The organism is Solibacillus sp. GQ1 (assembly GCF_059758555.1).
Map to the genome: position 1 here is coordinate 273,289 of NZ_JCAXEX010000001.1, position 20,497 is coordinate 293,785.

21 protein-coding genes are annotated in these 20,497 nt (G+C 38.7%); 19 read left to right on the forward strand and 2 right to left on the reverse strand.

The genetic code is table 11. The annotated features are described in order from the left end of the window. The first annotated feature begins 28 nt into the window (after positions 1-28). The 6 genes from flgK to AC6CH1_RS01245 all read left to right on the forward strand — a co-directional run bounded on the left by flgK (position 29) and on the right by AC6CH1_RS01245 (position 5,415). A complete protein-coding gene (gene flgK, locus AC6CH1_RS01220; protein ID WP_498316139.1) occupies positions 29-1,675 on the forward strand; it encodes a flagellar hook-associated protein FlgK in 1,647 nt (548 codons plus the stop codon). 31 nt (positions 1,676-1,706) lie between these two features. Beyond that, positions 1,707-2,630 carry a flagellar hook-associated protein FlgL gene (flgL, locus tag AC6CH1_RS01225; protein ID WP_498316141.1) on the forward strand — a complete coding sequence of 308 codons (924 nt, stop codon included), beginning with the start codon at positions 1,707-1,709 and terminating at the stop codon, positions 2,628-2,630. Positions 2,631-2,717: 87 nt separating this feature from the next. After that, entirely contained in the window at positions 2,718-3,284 is a 567-nt protein-coding gene (locus AC6CH1_RS01230; RefSeq protein ID WP_498316142.1) for a DUF6470 family protein, read from the forward strand. Between the two features lie 11 nt (positions 3,285-3,295). Further along, positions 3,296-3,733 (forward strand): flagellar assembly protein FliW, encoded by a 438-nt coding sequence (fliW, locus tag AC6CH1_RS01235; protein WP_498316143.1) that lies wholly within the window; start codon positions 3,296-3,298, stop codon positions 3,731-3,733. A gap of 4 nt (positions 3,734-3,737) precedes the next feature. Then, positions 3,738-3,947 carry a carbon storage regulator CsrA gene (csrA, locus tag AC6CH1_RS01240; RefSeq protein WP_498316144.1) on the forward strand — a complete coding sequence of 70 codons (210 nt, stop codon included), beginning with the start codon at positions 3,738-3,740 and terminating at the stop codon, positions 3,945-3,947. A 226-nt stretch (positions 3,948-4,173) separates the two neighbouring features. Then, a complete protein-coding gene (locus tag AC6CH1_RS01245; RefSeq protein ID WP_498316145.1) occupies positions 4,174-5,415 on the forward strand; it encodes a flagellin N-terminal helical domain-containing protein in 1,242 nt (413 codons plus the stop codon). Positions 5,416-5,854: 439 nt separating this feature from the next. Here AC6CH1_RS01245 and AC6CH1_RS01250 read toward each other — a convergent pair whose 3' ends face one another. After that, positions 5,855-6,712, reverse strand: a complete 858-nt coding sequence (locus AC6CH1_RS01250) for a DNA endonuclease (RefSeq protein ID WP_498316146.1) — start codon at positions 6,710-6,712, stop codon at positions 5,855-5,857. A 323-nt stretch (positions 6,713-7,035) separates the two neighbouring features. Here AC6CH1_RS01250 and AC6CH1_RS01255 point away from each other — a divergent pair, with 323 nt between their 5' ends. The 12 genes from AC6CH1_RS01255 (at position 7,036) to AC6CH1_RS01310 (ending at position 19,415) form a co-directional block, all read left to right on the forward strand. Next, the gene (locus AC6CH1_RS01255) at positions 7,036-8,466 is read left to right on the forward strand and encodes a flagellin N-terminal helical domain-containing protein (RefSeq protein WP_498316147.1); all 1,431 of its coding nucleotides are present in this window, start codon (positions 7,036-7,038) and stop codon (positions 8,464-8,466) included. A 193-nt stretch (positions 8,467-8,659) separates the two neighbouring features. Further along, positions 8,660-8,839, forward strand: coding sequence for a hypothetical protein (locus AC6CH1_RS01260; protein ID WP_498316148.1), 180 nt, complete (start codon positions 8,660-8,662; stop codon positions 8,837-8,839). Positions 8,840-9,004: 165 nt separating this feature from the next. Further along, positions 9,005-9,361, forward strand: coding sequence for a flagellar protein FlaG (locus tag AC6CH1_RS01265; protein WP_498316149.1), 357 nt, complete (start codon positions 9,005-9,007; stop codon positions 9,359-9,361). Positions 9,362-9,418: 57 nt separating this feature from the next. Then, a complete protein-coding gene (fliD, locus tag AC6CH1_RS01270; RefSeq protein WP_498316150.1) occupies positions 9,419-11,506 on the forward strand; it encodes a flagellar filament capping protein FliD in 2,088 nt (695 codons plus the stop codon). A gap of 18 nt (positions 11,507-11,524) precedes the next feature. After that, positions 11,525-11,884 (forward strand): flagellar protein FliT, encoded by a 360-nt coding sequence (gene fliT / locus AC6CH1_RS01275; RefSeq protein ID WP_498316151.1) that lies wholly within the window; start codon positions 11,525-11,527, stop codon positions 11,882-11,884. Between the two features lie 44 nt (positions 11,885-11,928). Further along, positions 11,929-12,336 carry a flagellar export chaperone FliS gene (gene fliS, locus AC6CH1_RS01280; protein ID WP_498316152.1) on the forward strand — a complete coding sequence of 136 codons (408 nt, stop codon included), beginning with the start codon at positions 11,929-11,931 and terminating at the stop codon, positions 12,334-12,336. 627 nt (positions 12,337-12,963) lie between these two features. Continuing rightward, the gene (locus AC6CH1_RS01285) at positions 12,964-13,506 is read left to right on the forward strand and encodes a competence protein ComK (RefSeq protein WP_498316153.1); all 543 of its coding nucleotides are present in this window, start codon (positions 12,964-12,966) and stop codon (positions 13,504-13,506) included. 238 nt (positions 13,507-13,744) lie between these two features. Beyond that, positions 13,745-14,122, forward strand: a complete 378-nt coding sequence (locus AC6CH1_RS01290) for a PilZ domain-containing protein (protein WP_413077627.1) — start codon at positions 13,745-13,747, stop codon at positions 14,120-14,122. Between the two features lie 160 nt (positions 14,123-14,282). Beyond that, positions 14,283-14,840 carry a ribosome hibernation-promoting factor, HPF/YfiA family gene (gene hpf / locus AC6CH1_RS01295; protein ID WP_079524740.1) on the forward strand — a complete coding sequence of 186 codons (558 nt, stop codon included), beginning with the start codon at positions 14,283-14,285 and terminating at the stop codon, positions 14,838-14,840. A 155-nt stretch (positions 14,841-14,995) separates the two neighbouring features. Beyond that, on the forward strand, positions 14,996-17,506 hold the full coding sequence (gene secA / locus AC6CH1_RS01300) for a preprotein translocase subunit SecA (RefSeq protein ID WP_498316154.1): 2,511 nt from the start codon (positions 14,996-14,998) through the stop codon (positions 17,504-17,506). Positions 17,507-17,783: 277 nt separating this feature from the next. Next, positions 17,784-18,888, forward strand: a protein-coding gene (gene prfB, locus AC6CH1_RS01305; RefSeq protein WP_427711655.1) for a peptide chain release factor 2 whose coding sequence is annotated in 2 segments (ribosomal slippage) — positions 17,784-17,855 and positions 17,857-18,888 — 1,104 coding nt in all. Because the reading frame shifts where the segments join, the coding sequence is not laid out codon by codon here. Positions 18,889-19,061: 173 nt separating this feature from the next. Beyond that, the gene (locus tag AC6CH1_RS01310) at positions 19,062-19,415 is read left to right on the forward strand and encodes a YhjD family protein (RefSeq protein WP_498316155.1); all 354 of its coding nucleotides are present in this window, start codon (positions 19,062-19,064) and stop codon (positions 19,413-19,415) included. Between the two features lie 5 nt (positions 19,416-19,420). On the opposite strand, the gene AC6CH1_RS01315 is transcribed toward AC6CH1_RS01310, so the two are convergent. After that, the gene (locus AC6CH1_RS01315; protein ID WP_427711227.1) at positions 19,421-19,912 is read right to left on the reverse strand and encodes a competence protein ComK; all 492 of its coding nucleotides are present in this window, start codon (positions 19,910-19,912) and stop codon (positions 19,421-19,423) included. A gap of 187 nt (positions 19,913-20,099) precedes the next feature. Between AC6CH1_RS01315 and AC6CH1_RS01320 the strand changes: the two genes are divergently transcribed. Further along, positions 20,100-20,339, forward strand: a complete 240-nt coding sequence (locus tag AC6CH1_RS01320) for an IDEAL domain-containing protein (protein ID WP_079524745.1) — start codon at positions 20,100-20,102, stop codon at positions 20,337-20,339. Positions 20,340-20,497 lie beyond the last annotated feature (158 nt).

Sequence of the window (20,497 nt, forward strand, 5' to 3'; positions counted from 1 at the left end):
ATAACACACTTAAAAGGGAGGTCCTACAATGCGTTCAACATTTATGGGACTTGAAGCAAGCAAGCGCGGTCTTTTCACACAGCAATCAGCGCTTTATACAACAGGACATAATATTTCTAATGCCAATACAGATGGCTATTCGCGTCAGCGCGTTAACATGGAAACTACACCGGGATTCCCAAGTCCGGGTTTAAATACAGGTAAATCGGCGGGGCATATCGGAACAGGGGTACAGGCACATTCTGTACAGCGAATTCGTGATGAATTCGTAGACCGTCAATATCGCCAAGAAACAAATAAATTAGGCTATTGGCAATCAACCACTCAATCTATTTCCCAAATGGAAGATGTTATGTCAGAGCCATCAGAATTCGGAATCAACCAAGCGTTTACAGAATTTTGGAAGTCGATGGAAGATGTAGTAGCAGATCCGAAAGATACGGCGGCTCGCCAGGTAATGATTTCAAAAGGTCAATCATTAGCTGAGTCGTTCAATTATATGGATACACAACTTAAGCAAATCCAAGGCAATATCGGAAATGAAATTAATGTTGTGACAAGCGAAGTGAATAGCCTACTAAAACAGATTGCTGATATAAACAAACAAGTGCAGGCAATTGAGCCGAATGGATATATGCCAAATGACCTTTACGATGCTCGTGACGTTTTACTAGATAAATTGAATGATATTATTCCAGTGTCGATTTCATACGAGAAGTCAGGAGGTGCTGCATTAGCGATTGCTGAGGGAAGCATGACGGTCAGCTTTAAACCGGCTGATGGCAGTGACCCTGTTATTCTTGTACATGGCAGAAATTTTGCTGAACTAAGCACAATGGATGCAAGTACACCAAGCAAAGTTATTGATGGAGATGTCGATGATGATGCGACAAATGGTTATTCTGCTTTTTCGCAAATCACAATTAAAGGCTCTATTAAAAAAGAAGCTAACCCTGATTATGACAGTATTAACAACCCGAAAGTGCCTGCGTTTTTATATAGTGTTGATTCAGATGAAAAGAACATTAACTATGATCAACTTGAAGCATCTAAAGGGAAACTGGTCGCTTTAATTGATGCATATGGGAATGAAGATACAGCAGGTAATGTAAATGGAATTTATCCAGAAATGCTAAGTAAATTGGATGAGCTGGCTTCAACGTTTATTGAGAAATTTAATAATATTCATAAAAGTGGAAATATGGATGGAACAGGTAATGCTGCATTTGATCTTAATGGAAATCCGGGTGAAGCATTTTTTACAGGTACCACTGCTCGCGATATGAAAGTTGTATCTGGCATTCGACCTGAAGATTTGGCTGTATCAGATACACCTAAGGAAGAAGGTAACAATAAAAACATTATGGAACTTGCGAAACTTCAATCAACTGTAATTGGTGAGTTGCAAGGTGGTACGTTCCAAACTTTCTACAAATCTCTAATCGGTGAACTGGGCGTAAAAGGACAGCAAGCGGCAACATTAGAATACAACTCAGCAACAATCCGTTTACAGATTGAAAATAACCGTGCTTCCCATAACTCCGTGTCATTGGACGAGGAAATGACAAATATGATTACATTCCAGCAAGCTTACAATGCGAATGCGCGAATGATTACAGTAATCGATGAAACGCTGGATAAAATCATTAATGGCATGGGCCGTGCAGGATTATAGTAAGCTTTAAAGTTTGAAAGGAGAGTCCTTAATGCGTGTTACACAATCGATGTTATCGAGCAATATGCTTCGCAACTTAAATACAAGCTATAATAAAATGGCAAAATACCAGGAACAACTGAATTCAGGTAAAGTAATTAACCGTCCTTCTGACAATCCGGTAGTGGCAGTTAAAGGTATGGGCTACCGTGTAGATTTAGATAAAAATGAACAATACCAGCGAAATATGGGTCAAGCCCATTCTTGGTTGGATTCTACAGATGAAGCGTTAGGCCAAGCTGGTAGTGTGCTTATTCGAGTAAAAGAGCTTGTTATCCAAGCAGCAAATGGTACAAATACATCAGATGACCGCGAAAAGATTAATCAGGAAATTACGCAAATCAAGCAGCACCTTCAGGATTTGGCAAATACCAGAGTGGGAGAAAACTATATTTTCTCCGGAACAAATACAAATAGCCCGCTCTTTAAAGCAGATGGAACAATTCAGTCAAGTACAGATTTAACGGGCCTAAAAAAGCCTATTGAAGTAAATGTATTCGACGGTATTAAAATGCAGATTAATACAGAAGGTGTCGATCTGTTTAATGATATTGACACATTTATGGGCGAGCTTGAAGATTTATTAACTTCAGGTGCGACGGGTAAAGAAATTGGTGATAAATTAGGTGTTAATAGTACTGACGGAACAAATCAAACAATTTTAGGTCTTGATTCATTAATGGAAAATGTACTAGCAAAACGTGCTGAAGTAGGGGCTAAGCAGAATCGTGTCGAGTTGATGGAAAACCGTTTACAACTTCAAGAAGTAAATGTAACGAAGCTTATGTCAAAAAATGAAGATACAGATTATGCAAAAACAATTACAGAAATGGCAACAGCTGAATCCATTCACCAAGCCTCACTATCAGTAGGTGCCAAAATTATTCAGCAAACATTAGTAGATTTCATCCGTTAGATGAAATCTACTAATGTTCTATATTGAACGCAAAGCGACAGGTACAAACAGCAATGAATCGTACATTTCAAGAGGGGGGGTCTTTGAATGCGCATACCACGTATGGAAATTACGCAACAACAGATTCAATTGGATATGAAAACAATTCCTGCCGAACAGCTAATTGAGCAGCGCCCTGCAGATATAAAAATTGAACAGCCCGCCGCAATTCTCGAAATAAGTACGACAAAACCTACGCTAGATATTAACTTAGATCAATTTTGGGCAGATTTAGGATTTAAAAAAACAGGTGTATTGGTAGAGGAGTATGCCAATCGAGGGCGTGAAGAAGTAATGAATGGAATTGCAAGGCGTGCGCAAGAAGGCAGGAAGTTAATGTTAGGTGCCGGAAAAGGGCAAGGTGCACTAACAATACAGGCCATTGCGAAGGAAAACTATGGACCAAAAAGACCTGGTCCTATTAATATTAAATTTATCCCCTCGAATCAATCGGTTAAAATGCAGTATGACCCTGGTAATATAGACATTCAAGTGCAACCAAAAAAACCAAAAATAGAAGTAGCAATTCAAAAACCAATACATGAGTATACAAAAGGTAAAACACAGATTGATGTTTTACAATATCCATCCCTTAATATAGATTGGACCATTTAAAGGAGAATTCGATGAAAATACAAACAGCATATATGGATGACATCGAAATAAATGAAACAGACATTATCCATTTCCAGCATGGAATTCCTGGATTTGAGGAAGAACGACAATTCATCTTGTTACCGATATCTAGTGAAAGTATTTATCAAGTGCTACAATCGGTCAATACAAAAGGGCTTGCGTTCATTGTGGCGAGTCCATTTATTGCAATGCAAGATTATAACTTTGAACTGGACGAAGCGACTGTTGAAACGTTGCGAATAAATGAGGAAAAAGAAGTCGCTGTTTTAGGAATTGTGACGCTAAAAGAAACATTAGCTTCATCGACGATCAATTTAAAAGCACCGATTGTTTTAAATATGAGAAACAAAAAAGCGAAGCAAGTTATTTTAGATAATAGTTCATTTACTATTCATCAACCGTTAAGCAACCCGAAAGAAGTGGGGTGAATCAATGCTAGTATTATCACGAAAAGTCGGCGAGACAATATGGATTGGCGATGACGTAGAGCTTGTTATTACTGAAGTAAAAGGTGAATATGTAAAGGTAGGTATTCGCGCCCCTCGTACCATTGACGTTGTTCGTGGAGAATTACGAGATGATATAAGTGATGCGAACAAAGAAGCAGTCGTAAAATCAATTGATTTATTAAAGGATAAATAGTTTAAAACTTCCCGCATAGATAGCGGGTATTTTTATGTTTCACACAAATGGACCCATTGTAATCTACGAGAAAATATTTTTAAAAAAGTATTAAACTATCTATATTTCGTACGATAATAGTAATGTAAGCAAGAGAGGCTAGTCCGGCCGGATAGAATCTCTTCTTCGAATAATATACAATCGCTCACAAGGACGTGGGCGGAAACATTCCAAGGAGGAAATTAAAATGAGAATCAATCATAATATCGCAGCACTTAACACACACCGTCAATTGAACGCTGCATCAGCTGGACAATCTAAATCAATGGAGAAATTATCTTCAGGTTTAAAAATCAACCGAGCTGGAGATGACGCAGCAGGTTTAGCAATCTCTGAAAAAATGCGTGGACAAATTCGCGGTTTAGACATGGCTGCTAAAAACGCGCAAGATGGTATTTCTTTAATTCAAACTGCTGAAGGTGCTTTAAACGAAACACACTCAATCCTTCAACGTATGCGTGAATTATCAGTTCAATCAGCTAATGACACAAATACTTCTGAAGATCGTACTAATATTCAGGATGAAGTAAATCAATTAAGTAAAGAAATCGATCGTATCGCTAATACAACTGAGTTTAATACTAAGAAATTATTGAATGGTAGTTTAGGTAGCGCTCAAACTGCAGCAGCAGGTACAATTACAAACACAGGTAATTTAGGTACAGCTATGGCAGATGGTACAGCGTTAAGTGCTTTAGTAGATGCTAATGGAAATAATCTGGGATTAGCTGTTGGTGATGTTGTAACAGCAACTTGGTCTGTAAATGGTACGCAACAAACTGCCACTTATACAGCAGCGGATTTATCGAAAACATTAAAGGATATTAATGACGTTATTACGGCTAACCCAACTGTAGCATCTACAGCTACAGCAGCAGGTGTAACTACTATTACAGCAGCTGTAGCCGGGACTGCAGCCCAAATCAATGGTTTCTCTATCGAAGTTAAATCTGCAACAGGTGAAAGAAAAGAAGCTGCATCCAATGCATTATCTAACTTTGAAGTAGGAACAAAAGCAACTGACACACGTACTGATGGTTCTGCAACGTTCCATATCGGTGCTAATAATGGTCAAACAATGAATTTATCGATTGACGATATGCGTGCTACAACTTTAGGAGTATCAAATATTCAAGTGGGAACTCAAAGTCAATCTGAGACAGCAATCAAGGTAATTGATGAGGCAATTCAATCAGTTTCCAAAGAGCGTTCAAAACTTGGTGCTACTCAAAACCGCTTAGATCACACAATTAATAACTTGAACACTTCTTCTGAAAACTTAACAGCTGCTGAGTCTCGTGTACGTGACGTAGACATGGCGAAAGAGATGATGGAACAAACTAAGAATTCAATTCTTTCTCAAGCAGCACAAGCAATGTTGGCTCAATCGAATCAAATGCCTCAAGGAGTTTTACAACTACTGAGATAATGATAAGAAGGGCGTCTTACTTGGTAACGGGTAAGAGCATCACTGGGTGAATTGCTGGAACTTCCTAAAGCTTAATCAACTACAACGTAACTGGAAACGGTCGGCGTGAATGTCTGAAAATGATTGAGATATGACAATGGATAATCAGCAGCCAAGCTCCTGTAAGGAAACTTTGGAGAAGGTTCAACGACTAGGATATACAGTCTAAGGCATAGCTATGACAATGAAATCCGTAGGGCAGCAAAGGCTGTTCGAAGTGCCCAGCCCCTAAAGATTTAGGGTGAAGATATAGTCTATTCTGTACGTGAAAGCTGCAGTCGCAAAGCAAGCGAACCAACAACCACAAGGCGTATTACAATTATTACGTTAATTTTCATAATAAAGAAGACTCTAGCCATGCTAGGGTCTTTTTTTAATAGACAAAAGAAAAAATGAAGACTTATAGTAAGTTATTTTTTCGGAGTTCTTTGATTTTATAAACGACTGACCAATACGAGCGACCTAAGGCATAAGCGATCGATTGCTGTGTTTTTTTTTCATGGACCAAAGAAATAATCTTAGCGATTTCATCGTCACTATAATTTCTGAATCGTTCGTGGCTTGATGTGCGTACTTCATAATGGGGGTATATCTTAGTGAGCAATTCTGTTTCTTGCTGTAAACGCCACACCCAATCGAGTTTATATTCCATGCCATTACAAGATTTCACATATGGTTTTATTAGTTTAAAAAAATGAAAAGTCTTTTCAACAGATGTAAAACGCAAAATAGAACCATGACCGTCTTTCCGTTTATTAATTGAGAAGTCGAGATGAAATCGTTGAGTAATATGTTGTTGCAATTGTTCAAGCTGTTCTTTTGGATAGTTTTGTAGATACAGAAAAATATGAGGTGTTAAATAAATAAGTTTCTTATTATGATTAATCCGTTTGGAAATTGATAAAGACCCATCATCCAAGTAAAGAACAGCCAAAAATAAGGGATGCGTACAATAAGTTAACAATTCGGTAGGAATTTTTTTTGAGCCCGTTGCGTCATAAAAATATGGATATAATTTTGTAAACATAGGAAGAGATGCAGACCGTAAAGTTTGACTTTTAGGAGTGATATAAAGGATTTCAGGTAACAAAGATTGCTTCCAATATCTATAAGATTCCTGCGACTTACCATAGTGTTCCCTATAGCTATTATTTTTCCGTCTAGTGCCCGGGTAACATTTTGTAATTTTCCCATCAGCTATGATACTAGCAATTAAAACATTGCGTTGGATATCAGTAAGCGTTTCAAGCAATTTCATAAATAACACCTCACTAAAAATTGCGAATAGGAACATATATTCTATTATATGATATTATAAAAGGGTAATCTATTAATCTATAAGCTAATTATTCCCTAATCAATCTATTTCTAAAAACTTAATATTTTTACACTTTGAAGTGAAGAGAGCTTCTTTTGTACTGCCTCATAAAGAAAATGAAGTAACTATTTTCTAGCATTAATTCAACAATTAAACCAATTAATTCCCTTTTATAGGGCCTTTATACTTGGTTTTGTGATATACTGATCGTGTGCTTCATAATTTTTTCAAATTGTTAATTAATTGACTAGAGGTGTACATCATTGCGTATTAATCACAATATAGCTGCTATAAACACATATAATAATAGTCTAAAGGTCAATAACGGATTACAAAAGTCTATGGAAAAGATATCATCGGGGAATAGAATTAATCAAGCAGCTGATGATGCAGCCGGTTTGGGAATATCAGAAAAGATGAGAGGACTCATTCGCGGTTTAGATATGGCAGAAAAGAATATTCAAGATGGTATCTCGCTAATTCAAACTGCTGAGTCGGGTCTTGGGCAAATTATCAATCCTAATCTTCAACGTATGCGTGAATTAGCTGTACAAGCTTCAAATGGTACTTATACTTCCGAAGAACGACAAGCAATGCAAAAGGAACTGGAACAAATTAAGCAAGGAATTGATGACATTGCCAATGATACAGAGTTTAATACCCAAAAAGTTTTAAGACCGCCTGTTGAGATGACACTCCCGAGCCAAGGTTCTGGAACGGCAGATATTGTTTTTATTATTGATAATACAGGAAGCATGGCTCCCATTCAGCAAACTGTGGCAAATAATATTAATGATTTTGTTGCAACTGTGGCAGGTAAAGGTGTTTCGGATTTCCGTGTAGGTATAGTAGAATATCGGGATTATATTATAGCGGAGAGCGACTTTTCAGGGAGCAAGTGGACAAGTGACTTACAAGCAATAAGTGATGAAATAAATAGAATAGCCACTACCAATGATGGTGGCATCGAACATACGATGGGTGCTATAAGTAAAGTAGCAGATTCCTATGATTTTAGAGAGAATAAGGCTGGTTTACAAAATAAGCATATTATTTTCGTTACAAATGAAAGCGGAAACGATAATGCTTTAAAAGATTCTACAATGCAGAAGTTGAATATAAAGGGAATTCAAGTACATGGAATTCATGATTCGGATTTTACTGATTTACTGGAGCTGTCTTCAAAAACAGGTGGAAAATCTATTGATCTACGTAATGCAAATTGGGGTAATGAACTGAGTACAGTCATTGGTGAATCAATCGGTGGAGCTGCTGGAACGATTATAGAGGAAGAAAAAATGGCAACACTGTCTTTACAAGTAGGTGCTGTAGAAGGGCAGACGATGAAGATTGAATTGTTTGACGCAAGAACACATAAATTAGGTATTGATGATCTTCAATTAGACCCGTACACAGAGGCACAGAAAGCTATTATTAAAATAGATGAAGCAATTCAATTAGCCTCATCACATAGAAGTAAATTCGGTGCTTATCAAAATGCATTGCAACATATCGAAAAAAATGTGTCCAATTATAAAATAAATTTAACGAATGCGGAATCACAAATTCGAGATGCCGATATTTCCAAAGAAATTTTGTCACTCACTAATCAGCAAGTGCTTCTTCAGGCTTCGACAGCGATGCTAGCGCAAGCCAATCAATTAACAAGTTCTATTCTGCAATTTTTAAAATAAAATCGGAAGGTTATACTGAGTAGAATCAATATTAATAGCTCGAATAATAATTTACCTTAGTCTCCTTAAAGAAAAGTCTCGTAGGGGGACTTTTTTATTTTAACCCTTTATAAATAAAACTGCCTTAAGATAGATAAAAGACTACAGATTATTTTTGTTATAGTAAAGAAAACAAGTTTGAACGAAGTATCTCATGAGTAATGAAAATCAAGAGCAGGCAATTTTAGAAGCCCAGTTACAGTGGGTAAAAAAGCGTGAAGCCTTACTTGCACAAATTGAAGGCAAATTATATGACATGAAACATATAGCTGAACAAGTAGCATCAGATGAAATATTTATTTTTGAAAACCAAAAGGAACGGCTAAATGAATAATTTCCTAACTGAAGAAGGATGTGGCTGAATTAGAAAATCAACTACGAATTTTCTATAATTAATGAACTCTAGTAAAATTATTTAATCATCTGTCCATCCACCATAAAAAAAACAAATCTCCAGCCGATAAAATACATAACAAGGAAAGTAACCGGAGGGGTATAAATGCGAATTGAAGGAACAAGTATTTCAATGCCAAACACGACACAGCAGTCGGCAGAAGGACAAGCACCTCGCTCTGTTCAGACGGATGTAATTACCCAACAACAAAATCAACCGACAGTAGATGAAAAAGACACAAAAGAAAAACTAGAGCAGGCGATCGATTCTTTAAATGAGTTTTTCACAATTAATAACAGTGAATTGAAATTTGTATTCCATGAAGGATTGGATACGTATTACGCACAGCTCGTGAATTCAGAAACAGATGAGATTATACGGGAAATTCCTTCCAAAAAAGTGCTTGATGTTTTTTATGAAATGCAAAAGCTCGTAGGAATGATTGTCGATAAGAAAATTTAGTGCCAGCCATAATATTGCTGGGCAAAATTAATGGATAAGTAGTTTGGAGGAGATTATATGTCAACGATGCGTATTGGCGGTCTAGCATCAGGGATGGATATAGATAGTATTGTAGAAAAACTAATGGTTGCTGAGCGAATGCCGATGGATAAGCTCGAGCAGCAAAAGCAAATTTACGAATGGCAGCGCGATGCCTACCGTGACGTCAATAAAAAGATGACAACACTGGATACGTATATTGCCGATAATTTTATTTTAAAAAGTTTAAATACAAAAACGGCGACAAGCTCAAATTCAGATTTAGTGTCGGCGGTTGCTACTGGTTCTGCTTCAGGATCACTGTCGATCGAAGGAGTTTCACAGCTGGCGAAAGCGGCGCGGGGCATCGGCGGACCGATCAATGCAACGGGTAGTTCAAAGGTGAGCTCCCTGTTTGACGATCCGACAAAAATGCCGAAGTCTTTTACGCTGAGTGCCATCGACAGCAAAGGGAAGCTCGGGGAAGCCATTTCAATCGGGATTGATGGAAATACGACGATCAATGACCTCATCACGAAAATAAACGGCAGCAATGCGGGCGTATTGGCGTTGTTCGAAAAGGGCCGATTATCTCTGACAGCGAAAAACACCGGGCAAGAAATAGACGGCAAAGCAGCCATGGAAACGAATGACAAAGGGAAAGAGCTGTTTGCCGCAATGGGGCTTACGGAGCTTGTCAAAGAACCCGGGCAAAATGCAAAATTCCAAGTAAACGGTATCGCCACGGAGCGCACAACAAATTCCTTTTCGCTGAATGGCTACAATATTACGCTAAAGTCGGTGTTCAACGAGGGAACGGCTGCAAAAAGCGCGTTGACAGCTGCTGAGGACGCGGAAGGATTTGCCGAGGATAACCTGACGAAGGAGCTTAATAGGCTTGATGCCATTTATGGAGCGAACACAGCAGATTCGCTGAAAGACCTGGTTGAAGCAATGCAGGCGAAAATTACGGAAAAAATAGCAGCGCTTCAAACCAAAGTGGACGAGACGACGGCTGCTTTGAAAAGTGCACAGGATTTTGAGGTAGGCGGAGAAAAGGCCGGTGAGCTATACAGCGGATTATCGGCGGAGGCCAAAACAGCCATTGCCGGAGCAGCAAGCTATGAGGACCTTATCGATGGCAAGTCAGAGGAGGAGCTGGAGGCACTGGCTTCGGTGAATGCTACAAATCTAGATGCATTGAAAGAAGTGCATGTAAAAGCAGCGGAAGTGGAAGCGGAAAAGCAGCAGATGAACGGTCCACAGGCGGATAAAAATTCCCTGGGAGCACTTTATAGTACTTACACAAATGCACAGACGGCAGTGGTAGAGGCACAGAAAGCTGTGGATAATACTAAATCGGCAGCCGACAAAGGTCCAGTCACTATGACATCTTCCACAAACGTCGACGAAATCATGACGAAGGTAAAAGAATTCGTTTCAACATACAATGGCTTCATCAAGGATTTAACTGATCAGACAAAACAGCCAAAATACCGCGATTATCAGCCATTAACAGAACTACAAAAGAAAGAAATGGATACAAAAGATATTGAAAATTGGGAAACACGTGCAAAAAGCGGTTTATTGCGCAATGATTCAATTATTACAAGCGGTCTTTCATCACTTCGCGGTCTTGTATACCAGACAAACCATGCGGTAACAAATCAAAAGTACAATGCCCTGTACACAATCGGAATCGGGACTTCGAAAGATTACATGAGCGGCGGTACCCTTGAAATCGATGAAACAAAATTGCGTAAAGCATTGGAGGAAGATCCGGATGCAGTTGTGCAGTTACTAACTATGAGCGGTGAGAAATCTGCTACAGTAACAAAAGCAGATGGTACAACAGTCCAAAGTGATACACGTGGCTTCATGCGTAAAATTCGTGATGAAATGGATGCGATCGAGAAGAAAATCGATGAGCGTGCAGGCCGTGGTTCGATGACGGAAACGCAATATACATTAGGGAAATATTTGCGTAATGTCAACCAAAGTCTAGATGCGTGGAAAGATAAATTGATATCGATTGAAGACCGCTACTGGAAGCAGTTCGGTGCGATGGAAGCGATGATCAACAAAGCAAACAGTCAATCGGCATCATTAATGAGTCAGTATTACTAAAAGAGCGGAGGCAAAATCATGGCGGTAGTACAACAATTACTTCAAGTTTCCGCAAAGCTTTTTAAGCAACTTGGGGAAGTGGCGCAAACAGAAGACCGCGATACGCTTTTAAAAACGGTTGATGAGCTACTGGAAGAGCGCGGCCAGCTGATTGCCTCTCTTCAGCAGGAAAATATTCAGCTATCCAAAACAAACCCGCAGCATGCGCTGTTACAAGAGCTGGACAAAGGGATACAGGAACGCCTTTCATCGATCATGGGTGAAATTAGACAGGATATGAAAAATGTCCAGACAGCAAAGAAAAGCGAAGTGCAGTATAATAACCCGTATGCGTCCGTTCGTGTTATGGACGGGAAGTATTACGATCAGAAGAAATAACAACGTGCCGATATGCGCGTTTTAACTATAGAGGAGTGTGTATGATGACAGTTCAAACAGCAGCTGCTTTTAATGCATATAAACAAAACAGTGTGACAACGGCGTCACCGGGTGAGCTTACTTTAATGCTTTACAATGGCTGCCTGAAATTTTTAACGAGAGCTAAAAAAGCGATTGAAGAAAAAAATATCGAAGAAAAAAACACAAACATTCAAAAGGCACAGGCGATTATTTCGGAACTGATGTCGACTTTAAATAAAGATCTTGAAGTATCCAAGCAAATGATTCCTTTATACGACTATATGAACCGCCGTTTAATGGAAGCGAATATCAACAACGACTCTAATATTATTGTAGAAGTCGAAGGCCTAGTAACCGAATTCCGCGACACATGGAAAGAAGTTATCAAAATTACACGCCAGCAGCAGTATGGTACAGCTGGACAAGTATAAAATATAGAAGCCGATGTGAGAAGGCTACAATCTTCTCGCATCGGCTTTTTCATATGTAAATTTTCTCTCTAATTCGACTTCTTTATTTATTAAATTTAAAATAGTCAAAATAGTATTGATTATATTGTACTATTTTGTATAATGTAAATAATTAGCAAATCTTACTTGAAAACATCTAGTTTAAATTAACCATACATAACCGATAAACCTACATTAATCTAAAATCATCCTACGATCATCAGCATCCATAAATTAATATTCGCCTTTTACTAAAAAGAAAACGGTAATATTAAACCCCAAAATGCCACTACATCCTATGGGTCCGAAAATTTCATCCGTTTTCCCAATACATAATAAATCGATTTGTCATCTATCACAATTCTGTTCCATTGCGGTATTGTTTTTGGCTGGAAAAATTCTATACTTTTATTCATCGAAGAAAGCGGTTACCAGATCTTGTTAACCGGTAAGGGGGTGAGTGAGTATGTGAAAGGGCAAAATAAAAACCCCAAGTGAAGATCCTGCATAAACATCACCTGAGGTTTGAGCGCCGGAGTATACCGACATATAGTTAGTATACTCCTTTTTACTAAAAATAATAACTATAAATTGGAAGGAGTATAGAAAATGTTTAGAAATTCCTTGTTAGATGCGTGTGTACTAAAACCTCAATTTGATCAGTTCAATAATCTTTATACGCTTATGATTACTCCGAATGGTTATAAAAAAGTCCCATTTACACCGATGCAATTCCTGGATATGGAGCTGAAACAACATGGGTCAAGCTTAAAAGGGGCGAAGGAAGCGGCAAAAGCGATCCTTAAGTCCAATTCGGTCAACCCAATTATGATTCCCAGGTCTCCGCTTGTTCATATTTGGTTTCCGACAGAGGCGATGCGCAATAGTGGGCATTGTATGTACTTTGCATTGCATCATGTCGAAGATGTTAAACCGTATATGGAAAATCGTTCTATTGCCGTTTTAACGAATTACGAAGAAATAAAAGTTCCTGTACCGCACAGTAAACTGAAAAAACAATGGAGTAAGGCGAAAGATTACTTATCGACTGCCTTATTAAAACAATTTTACAAGGATCCTTTATATTCTAAAGCCGAGCAACAAATTATGTTGAAATGCGCAGAAATAAATGAAGAGTATGTAATCAATTAACAAGCATAGAGTTTTACGCAACGGAGCATCCCAATGTGTGAAACTCTTTTTGTTTCTCAATTTTTTATCGATTGCACAATCTTTTATTGCAATAAAATAAAATACTGGTTCATTGGTAATGAGTTTGAAGTCACAAATTCTCCTTAAATTAGCAATTAAGCACATAGACATTTAATCGTGTATTGCATCATAATGTGGGTATATAAATTGTAGCACTGAATGGCTAGGGGGAACAGTTATGGCGTTTAAACGCACAGAAGGATTTCGCTTTACTTTTGGGGTCCCGATCGAAGCAAATTTTACTGAATTGATTAATGGAAAACAGGAACAATTAGAAGTAGTAAAATACCCTTGTGAAATCATCGATGTGAGCCCGCATGGAATGAAAATGTTTTCTTCTCGGGAAATTGGTGAAAATAATAATAACCTGGTGCAGTTGGAACTGGAATTCATTTTAGACGAAGTATTGATTAAGGCCATTGGAGACATCGTATGGAAGAAGAAGTACGGCGGTAAGTTTCAATATGGTTTGATCTTCGAAAATCAGCCAGGTATTGAAGAACTGATCGTCAGTGAATTAAAAGTTCGTCGCAAAAAAGAAGTCGGACGTAATTAAATTGGTTGGTTACCATTGATTCTATATAACGATACGGTGTCTTTCTTATCAATATGTAGGACAACTTGTCGAATAATGAAAAAAGTTTCAAGTCGTAACAGGATTTTATTGATGTATGTAGAATTAGATTAGTAAGAGCAGTAATGAAGGAGGAGTTCACATGCTAAAGTTTAACATTCGTGGTGAAAATATTGAGGTAACTCCAGCGATTCGTGATTACGTGGAGAATAAAATTGAAAAGGTAGAACGCTATTTCAATGAAGATCTTAACGCGAACGCTAACGTCAATTTGAAGGTTTATAATGATAAACAAACAAAAGTAGAAGTGACGATTCCGATGAAAAATTTAACGCTGCGTGCCGAAGAGCGTCATAACGACATGTATGCGGCTGTTGACTTAATTGTCGACAAGCTTGAGCGCCAAATCCGTAAACATAAAACAAAAGTAAACCGTAAATTCCGTGATCGCGAAGGTACAGGTATCTACTTTGCCAATGTGACATCCCAAATGGAAGCGAACGCTGAATCTTCAGAGGATGAATATACAATCGTTCGTACGAAGCAATTTGATCTGAAACCAATGGATCAGGAAGAGGCCGTTCTACAAATGAACATGCTTGGCCATGATTTCTATATCTTCACAGATGCAGAAACAGACGGCACAAACATCGTTTACAAACGTAAAGACGGTAAGTACGGTTTAATTGAAACAAACTAAATGATTGAGTTACAAGCGGATTGCCTGAGATAGGCAGTCCGTTTTTGAGTTGGATCGTTCCTAAAATTACCATTTTGCATCAGTCCATTTGCACCACCGGTATATATAATGCTAAAATATACTTTGAGACTATTTATTGGGAAGTGACCAATTCGATGGCAAACATATTAAATAAATTATTTGATTTCAATAAAAAAGAAGTAAAGCGTTTAGAAAAGATTGCAGATAAAGTAGAAGCATTGGCAGGGCAGTTTGAAAGCTTGTCTGATGATGCATTAAAAGCGAAAACAGAAGAATTTAAAAACCGTTATCAAAATGGCGAAACAGTGGACGCATTGTTGCCTGAAGCATTTGCGACAATTCGTGAAGCATCTCGCCGTGTGCTTGGCATGTTCCCGTTCCGCGTTCAGATTATGGGGGCGGCTGCATTAAATGAGGGTAATATCGCGGAGATGAAAACCGGTGAAGGTAAAACTTTAACGTCGACAATGTCCGTTTATTTAAATGCCCTTACTGGTAAAGGTGTTCACGTCGTAACGGTCAACGAATATTTAGCAAGCCGTGACGCGACTGAAATGGGAGAGTTATATAATTGGTTAGGCCTAACGGTTGGTTTGAACCTGAACAGCCTGTCAAAAGAAGAAAAGCGTGAAGCATATGCTGCGGATATTACATATTCGACGAACAATGAGCTTGGTTTTGACTATTTACGTGACAATATGGTGCTTTACAAAGAAGACCGTGTACAGCGTCCGCTTTATTATGCGGTAATCGATGAGGTTGACTCAATTTTAATCGATGAAGCACGTACACCGTTAATCATTTCCGGACAAGCAGGGAAATCTGCACAGCTATACGTACAGTCAAATGCATTTGCCCGTATGTTAAAGCAGGATGAAGATTACAACTATGAAGAATCAACAAAAGGCGTAACGCTTACAGAGCAAGGGATCGAAAAGGCGGAACGTGCATTTGGCATCGACAACTTATTCGATTTAGCACATGTTCGCTTAAACCATGCGATCAACCAAAGCTTAAAAGCACATGCATCAATGCATAATGATGTCGACTATGTTGTGCAGGATGGGGAAGTTGTAATCGTTGACGGCTTTACTGGTCGTCTAATGAAAGGACGTCGCTATTCAGATGGTCTACACCAGGCGATTGAAGCAAAAGAAGGTCTTGAGATTCAAAATGAATCGATGACAATGGCGACCGTTACATTCCAAAACTATTTCCGTATGTATGAGAAACTTTCTGGTATGACAGGTACAGCGAAAACAGAGGAAGAGGAATTCCGCAACATCTACAATATGCAGGTTGTAGCGATTCCTACGAATAAGCCGATTGCCCGTGATGACCGTCCTGATCTAATTTTCGCAACGATGGAAGGCAAGTTCAAAGCAGTTGCGGAAGATATCGCAGAGCGTCACCGTTTAGGACAACCGGTACTGGTTGGTACGGTTGCAATCGAAACATCAGAAATCATTTCAAAATATTTAACGAAATTTAAAATTCCACATAACGTTTTAAATGCGAAAAACCATGAACGTGAAGCGGAAATTATTTTAAATGCCGGTCAAAAAGGTGCCGTTACGATTGCGACAAACATGGCTGGTCGTGGTACAGATATTAAACCGGGTGAAGGTGTACTTGAAATTGGCGGTTTAGCGGTAATTGGTACGGAGCGTCATGAATCACGCCGTATCGATAATCAGCTTCGTGGTCGTTCTGGTCGTCAAGGAAACCCGGGGGTAACGCAATTCTATCTTTCCTTAGAAGATGAGTTAATGCGTCGCTTCGGATCAGATAAAATGAAGTCGATGATGACAAGACTTGGTATGGACGATACACAGCCGATTCAATCAGGCATGGTTTCAAAAGCAGTAGAATCAGCACAAAAACGTGTTGAAGGTAATAACTTCGATGCGCGTAAACGTCTATTACAATACGATGATGTACTTCGTCAGCAACGTGAAGTGATTTACAAAGAGCGTGAAGAAGTTTTGGATTCGGAAAATATGCGTGCATTAGTTGAATCAATGATTTCTCAGGCAATCGAAAATCAAGTGGCCCTTCATACACAAGGCGAGAAGGAAAACTGGACACTGGATGCGTTAGTTGACTATATCGCGGCAAATCTACTGGATGAAGGCGATATTACAAAAGAGCAGCTTGAAAATAAATCTCCAGAAGAAATGATTGCATTCATCTCTGAAAAAGTGACAACTCGCTATGATGAAAAAGAAGAAGCAATGACACCAGAGCGTATGCGCGAATTCGAAAAGGTTATTTTACTGCGTTCAATCGATTCAAAATGGATTGATCATATCGATGCAATGGATCAGTTACGTCAAGGGATACACTTACGAGCTTACGGTCAAAACGATCCATTACGCGAATACCAGCAAGAAGGTTTCGCAATGTTCGAGGACATGGTCGCAGCAGTACGTGAAGATGTGGCGAAGTACGCATTAAAAGCGGAAATCCGCAGCAACCTGCAACGTGAAGAAGTAGCAAAAGGCCAGGCTGTTAACCCGAAAGAAGAAGGCGCAGCCAAACCGAAAAAACTGCCAACACGCAAAGCCGAAAACATCGGACGCAACGACCCATGCCCATGCGGCAGCGGCAAGAAATACAAATCATGCCACGGCGTAGGCCAATAAAAGCAATAAAACCGAGGTCATTGATACTATGCTCAATGACCCGGTTTGTTTTTTACTAAATTATATTTATTAAATAGTGTTGTAAGTGAATACTTGGTGTTTAGTGTGACACTAGTTGATTGGAGTGAAGGGCGAGGACTCCTGCGGGAACAGCACGACGCTCGAGACTACAGGCTCGAGCCGTGCCCGCGGAAAGCATTCGCCCGGAACGGAAATCAACGGGATACACAAGCCACAAGCCTTTACTTTAACACCCAAATACGGAGGAAAATATATGATGGAATTAGCAGATGTGCGTAATGCACTCGAAAATACAGCTACAAAACTAGCGGACTTCAGGGGGTCTCTTTGACTTAGAAAACAAAGAGGCTCGTATCCAGGAACTAGATGAACTTATGCTTGAACCGGAATTCTGGAATGACCAGAACGGCGCACAGGCAATTATTAACGAAAGCAACGGCATTAAAGCAGTTGTCAACGAATACAAAGAATTAGTCGATACACAGGAAAACCTTGAAATGACGCTCGAGCTTTTACGTGAAGAACCAGACACAGAATTGCAGGAAGAACTAGGCAAAGAACTTACTGAATTCCAATCAAAAATGGAAGATTTCGAACTGCAAATGCTGTTATCTGAACCATACGATAAAAACAATGCCATTTTAGAACTGCATCCAGGTGCTGGTGGTACTGAGTCACAGGACTGGGGCTCAATGCTATTACGTATGTACACACGCTGGGCAGAGAAGCGCGGCTTTAAAGTAACGACAATCGACTACTTGCCTGGTGATGAAGCCGGCATCAAATCGGTTACATTACAAATTTCAGGTCATAATGCGTACGGCTATTTAAAAGCGGAAAAAGGTGTACACCGTCTAGTACGTATTTCACCGTTCGATTCATCAGGCCGCCGTCATACATCGTTCGTTTCATGTGATGTTATGCCGGAGTTCAATGATGAAATCGAAATCGACATTCGAACAGAGGATTTAAAAGTCGATACGTACCGTGCAACAGGTGCCGGTGGTCAGCACATTAACACGACCGACTCTGCTGTACGTATTACCCATCTTCCAACAGGTGTCGTTGTACAATGTCAGTCAGAACGTTCACAAATTAAAAACCGTGATGCAGCAATGAAAATGCTTAAATCGAAGCTGTATCAGCTGGAAATTGAAAAGCAGCAGGCACAGCTGGATGAAATTCGTGGTGAGCAGAAGGAAATTGGCTGGGGTTCGCAAATTCGTTCATATGTGTTCCATCCGTATTCAATGGTAAAAGATCACCGTACAAGTGCAGAAACAGGGAATGTAGGCGCCGTAATGGATGGCGATCTCGATGTGTTCATTACTGCCTATTTACGATCAAAAATCTCATATTAAAATCTTTCAGCGATCATCGGTTGAAAAATTGAAAGCCGTGCCTTAGTAAAAAGCTAAGGCACGGTTTTTTTAGTGAAATTTAAGCTAAGTAATAATTTTCCTCTTGTCAGATTTTAAAAAATATGTGAAAATACTAATACGAACAAACGTTCTTATTAATTGGAGGTATTCGTATGCTGCAAATTCCTTCTAAAACGATTCCGTATTATGAGGCTGGGATTTATTTGCCATTGCTGTTAATTATTCTTGGGAAGGATTACTCAATAGTGGAGCAAAGTCCGTTCAAATTTAAAAATCCCTATTTGCAATTAATCGATGCTGTACGTATCAAAATAGAGCATGACTTAAAAGAAACGAAGGACTATTTTCAACTTCATCAGATGCGCTTAGTGAGAGGCAAGACGGATGATTTGTTTACCGAGTATCATTTTTACTTTGGGGGAATCATGGAGTGTAGAAGATATTCGAATATTCGCCTTCGTAATCAAAGTGAGTTACTTCTTGCTGAATATTTTCAAAAAAACTGATGCTCTTATAAGATCCTATTGCGCTGTAAAAGCAGATATTTATAGTACATCGCAGCGCGTACATATTGCTGGTTGAATGATTTCATATTGATATCCAGACTAATCTCAGTATTATCCACAAAAGTTACGAGCGTTTTATCACCATCTTCACTAATATTAATAATAGGATTCAAGGATAACCAAATATTTTGAGGTGAAAACGGCGAAAATAGCGGGAATAAAATGCACGGATCCCCGAAATCATAGGCCACCATTATCGGCAACTTATGTTTATTCTCTCCGAAAAAGCTTCTCGCCTGATATTTGCTGGCGTCATAGGAACTTCCATGCAGACGACACGTATCTCGAATAATTTTTAAAGGTTTATACGGAGATGTAGATTGGCCGTACTTGTCCAAAATGGCAGTGTGAATTTTATCTCGATGCTGATAGGACCTCAAACAGAAGGTAGAGTTAGAAATAATGTAATTGGATTTTTGTGTTAAATTACTAATCATTTTGTATCCCCTATCTTTCCTACTTTTTTAATTGCTTAAATTTTCACTATACATCTAAACTACTGCATAATTTGCTAAAAATCAACATTATATTTAGAAAATTCTGTCATATGATAATTTTTCAGAATATATTGCAAATTGTATGATTTTTAACTTATAATGGTTAAAAGAGGTCGAGGTGATATCGATGGATAAATATTATTCGTATACAGACTTTTTAAAAGCGGTTAGTCAGCAGTCCACTGAACATCATGCAGAGAAGCTATTGAATGAAATTTATTTAGATTTATTTATTAGTCGGTTGCAGCGGATGCAACGTATTGAACAATTAAAGCTACTTATCGATACATCGTTAGATCAAAAGAACGAACAAGCATTTCACAGCTATACTACAGAGTTAAAAGAGTTATTGGAAACAGTTTCTTAAAGGCCATCCTATTCAGGTGGCTTTTTTTTATGGGCAAGCAGCGGGTTCCGGTTGTTTTCTAATAAGTGAAAGAAAGTTTCCAATAAAATTAAAATAGTTCTAATAAATTGGTTAGTTTCTAATAAAAAGGATAATTCTTCTAATAAGTGAGATTTTCG

Excerpts from the sequence above, each read along its gene's own strand:
- secA (WP_498316154.1), top strand. The coding sequence starts at position 14,996 with ATGGCAAACATATTAAATAAATTATTTGATTTCAATAAAAAAGAAGTA.
- csrA (WP_498316144.1), top strand. The coding sequence starts at position 3,738 with ATGCTAGTATTATCACGAAAAGTCGGCGAGACAATATGGATTGGCGAT.
- AC6CH1_RS01265 (WP_498316149.1), top strand. The coding sequence starts at position 9,005 with ATGCGAATTGAAGGAACAAGTATTTCAATGCCAAACACGACACAGCAG.
- AC6CH1_RS01250 (WP_498316146.1), bottom strand. The coding sequence starts at position 6,712 with ATGAAATTGCTTGAAACGCTTACTGATATCCAACGCAATGTTTTAATT.
- AC6CH1_RS01320 (WP_079524745.1), top strand. The coding sequence starts at position 20,100 with ATGGATAAATATTATTCGTATACAGACTTTTTAAAAGCGGTTAGTCAG.
- AC6CH1_RS01230 (WP_498316142.1), top strand. The coding sequence starts at position 2,718 with ATGCGCATACCACGTATGGAAATTACGCAACAACAGATTCAATTGGAT.
- fliT (WP_498316151.1), top strand. The coding sequence starts at position 11,525 with ATGGCGGTAGTACAACAATTACTTCAAGTTTCCGCAAAGCTTTTTAAG.
- fliS (WP_498316152.1), top strand. The coding sequence starts at position 11,929 with ATGACAGTTCAAACAGCAGCTGCTTTTAATGCATATAAACAAAACAGT.
- AC6CH1_RS01310 (WP_498316155.1), top strand. The coding sequence starts at position 19,062 with ATGCTGCAAATTCCTTCTAAAACGATTCCGTATTATGAGGCTGGGATT.
- AC6CH1_RS01290 (WP_413077627.1), top strand. The coding sequence starts at position 13,745 with ATGGCGTTTAAACGCACAGAAGGATTTCGCTTTACTTTTGGGGTCCCG.
- flgK (WP_498316139.1), top strand. The coding sequence starts at position 29 with ATGCGTTCAACATTTATGGGACTTGAAGCAAGCAAGCGCGGTCTTTTC.
- AC6CH1_RS01315 (WP_427711227.1), bottom strand. The coding sequence starts at position 19,912 with ATGATTAGTAATTTAACACAAAAATCCAATTACATTATTTCTAACTCT.
- fliD (WP_498316150.1), top strand. The coding sequence starts at position 9,419 with ATGTCAACGATGCGTATTGGCGGTCTAGCATCAGGGATGGATATAGAT.
- flgL (WP_498316141.1), top strand. The coding sequence starts at position 1,707 with ATGCGTGTTACACAATCGATGTTATCGAGCAATATGCTTCGCAACTTA.
- AC6CH1_RS01285 (WP_498316153.1), top strand. The coding sequence starts at position 12,964 with ATGTTTAGAAATTCCTTGTTAGATGCGTGTGTACTAAAACCTCAATTT.
- fliW (WP_498316143.1), top strand. The coding sequence starts at position 3,296 with ATGAAAATACAAACAGCATATATGGATGACATCGAAATAAATGAAACA.
- AC6CH1_RS01260 (WP_498316148.1), top strand. The coding sequence starts at position 8,660 with ATGAGTAATGAAAATCAAGAGCAGGCAATTTTAGAAGCCCAGTTACAG.
- hpf (WP_079524740.1), top strand. The coding sequence starts at position 14,283 with ATGCTAAAGTTTAACATTCGTGGTGAAAATATTGAGGTAACTCCAGCG.
- AC6CH1_RS01245 (WP_498316145.1), top strand. The coding sequence starts at position 4,174 with ATGAGAATCAATCATAATATCGCAGCACTTAACACACACCGTCAATTG.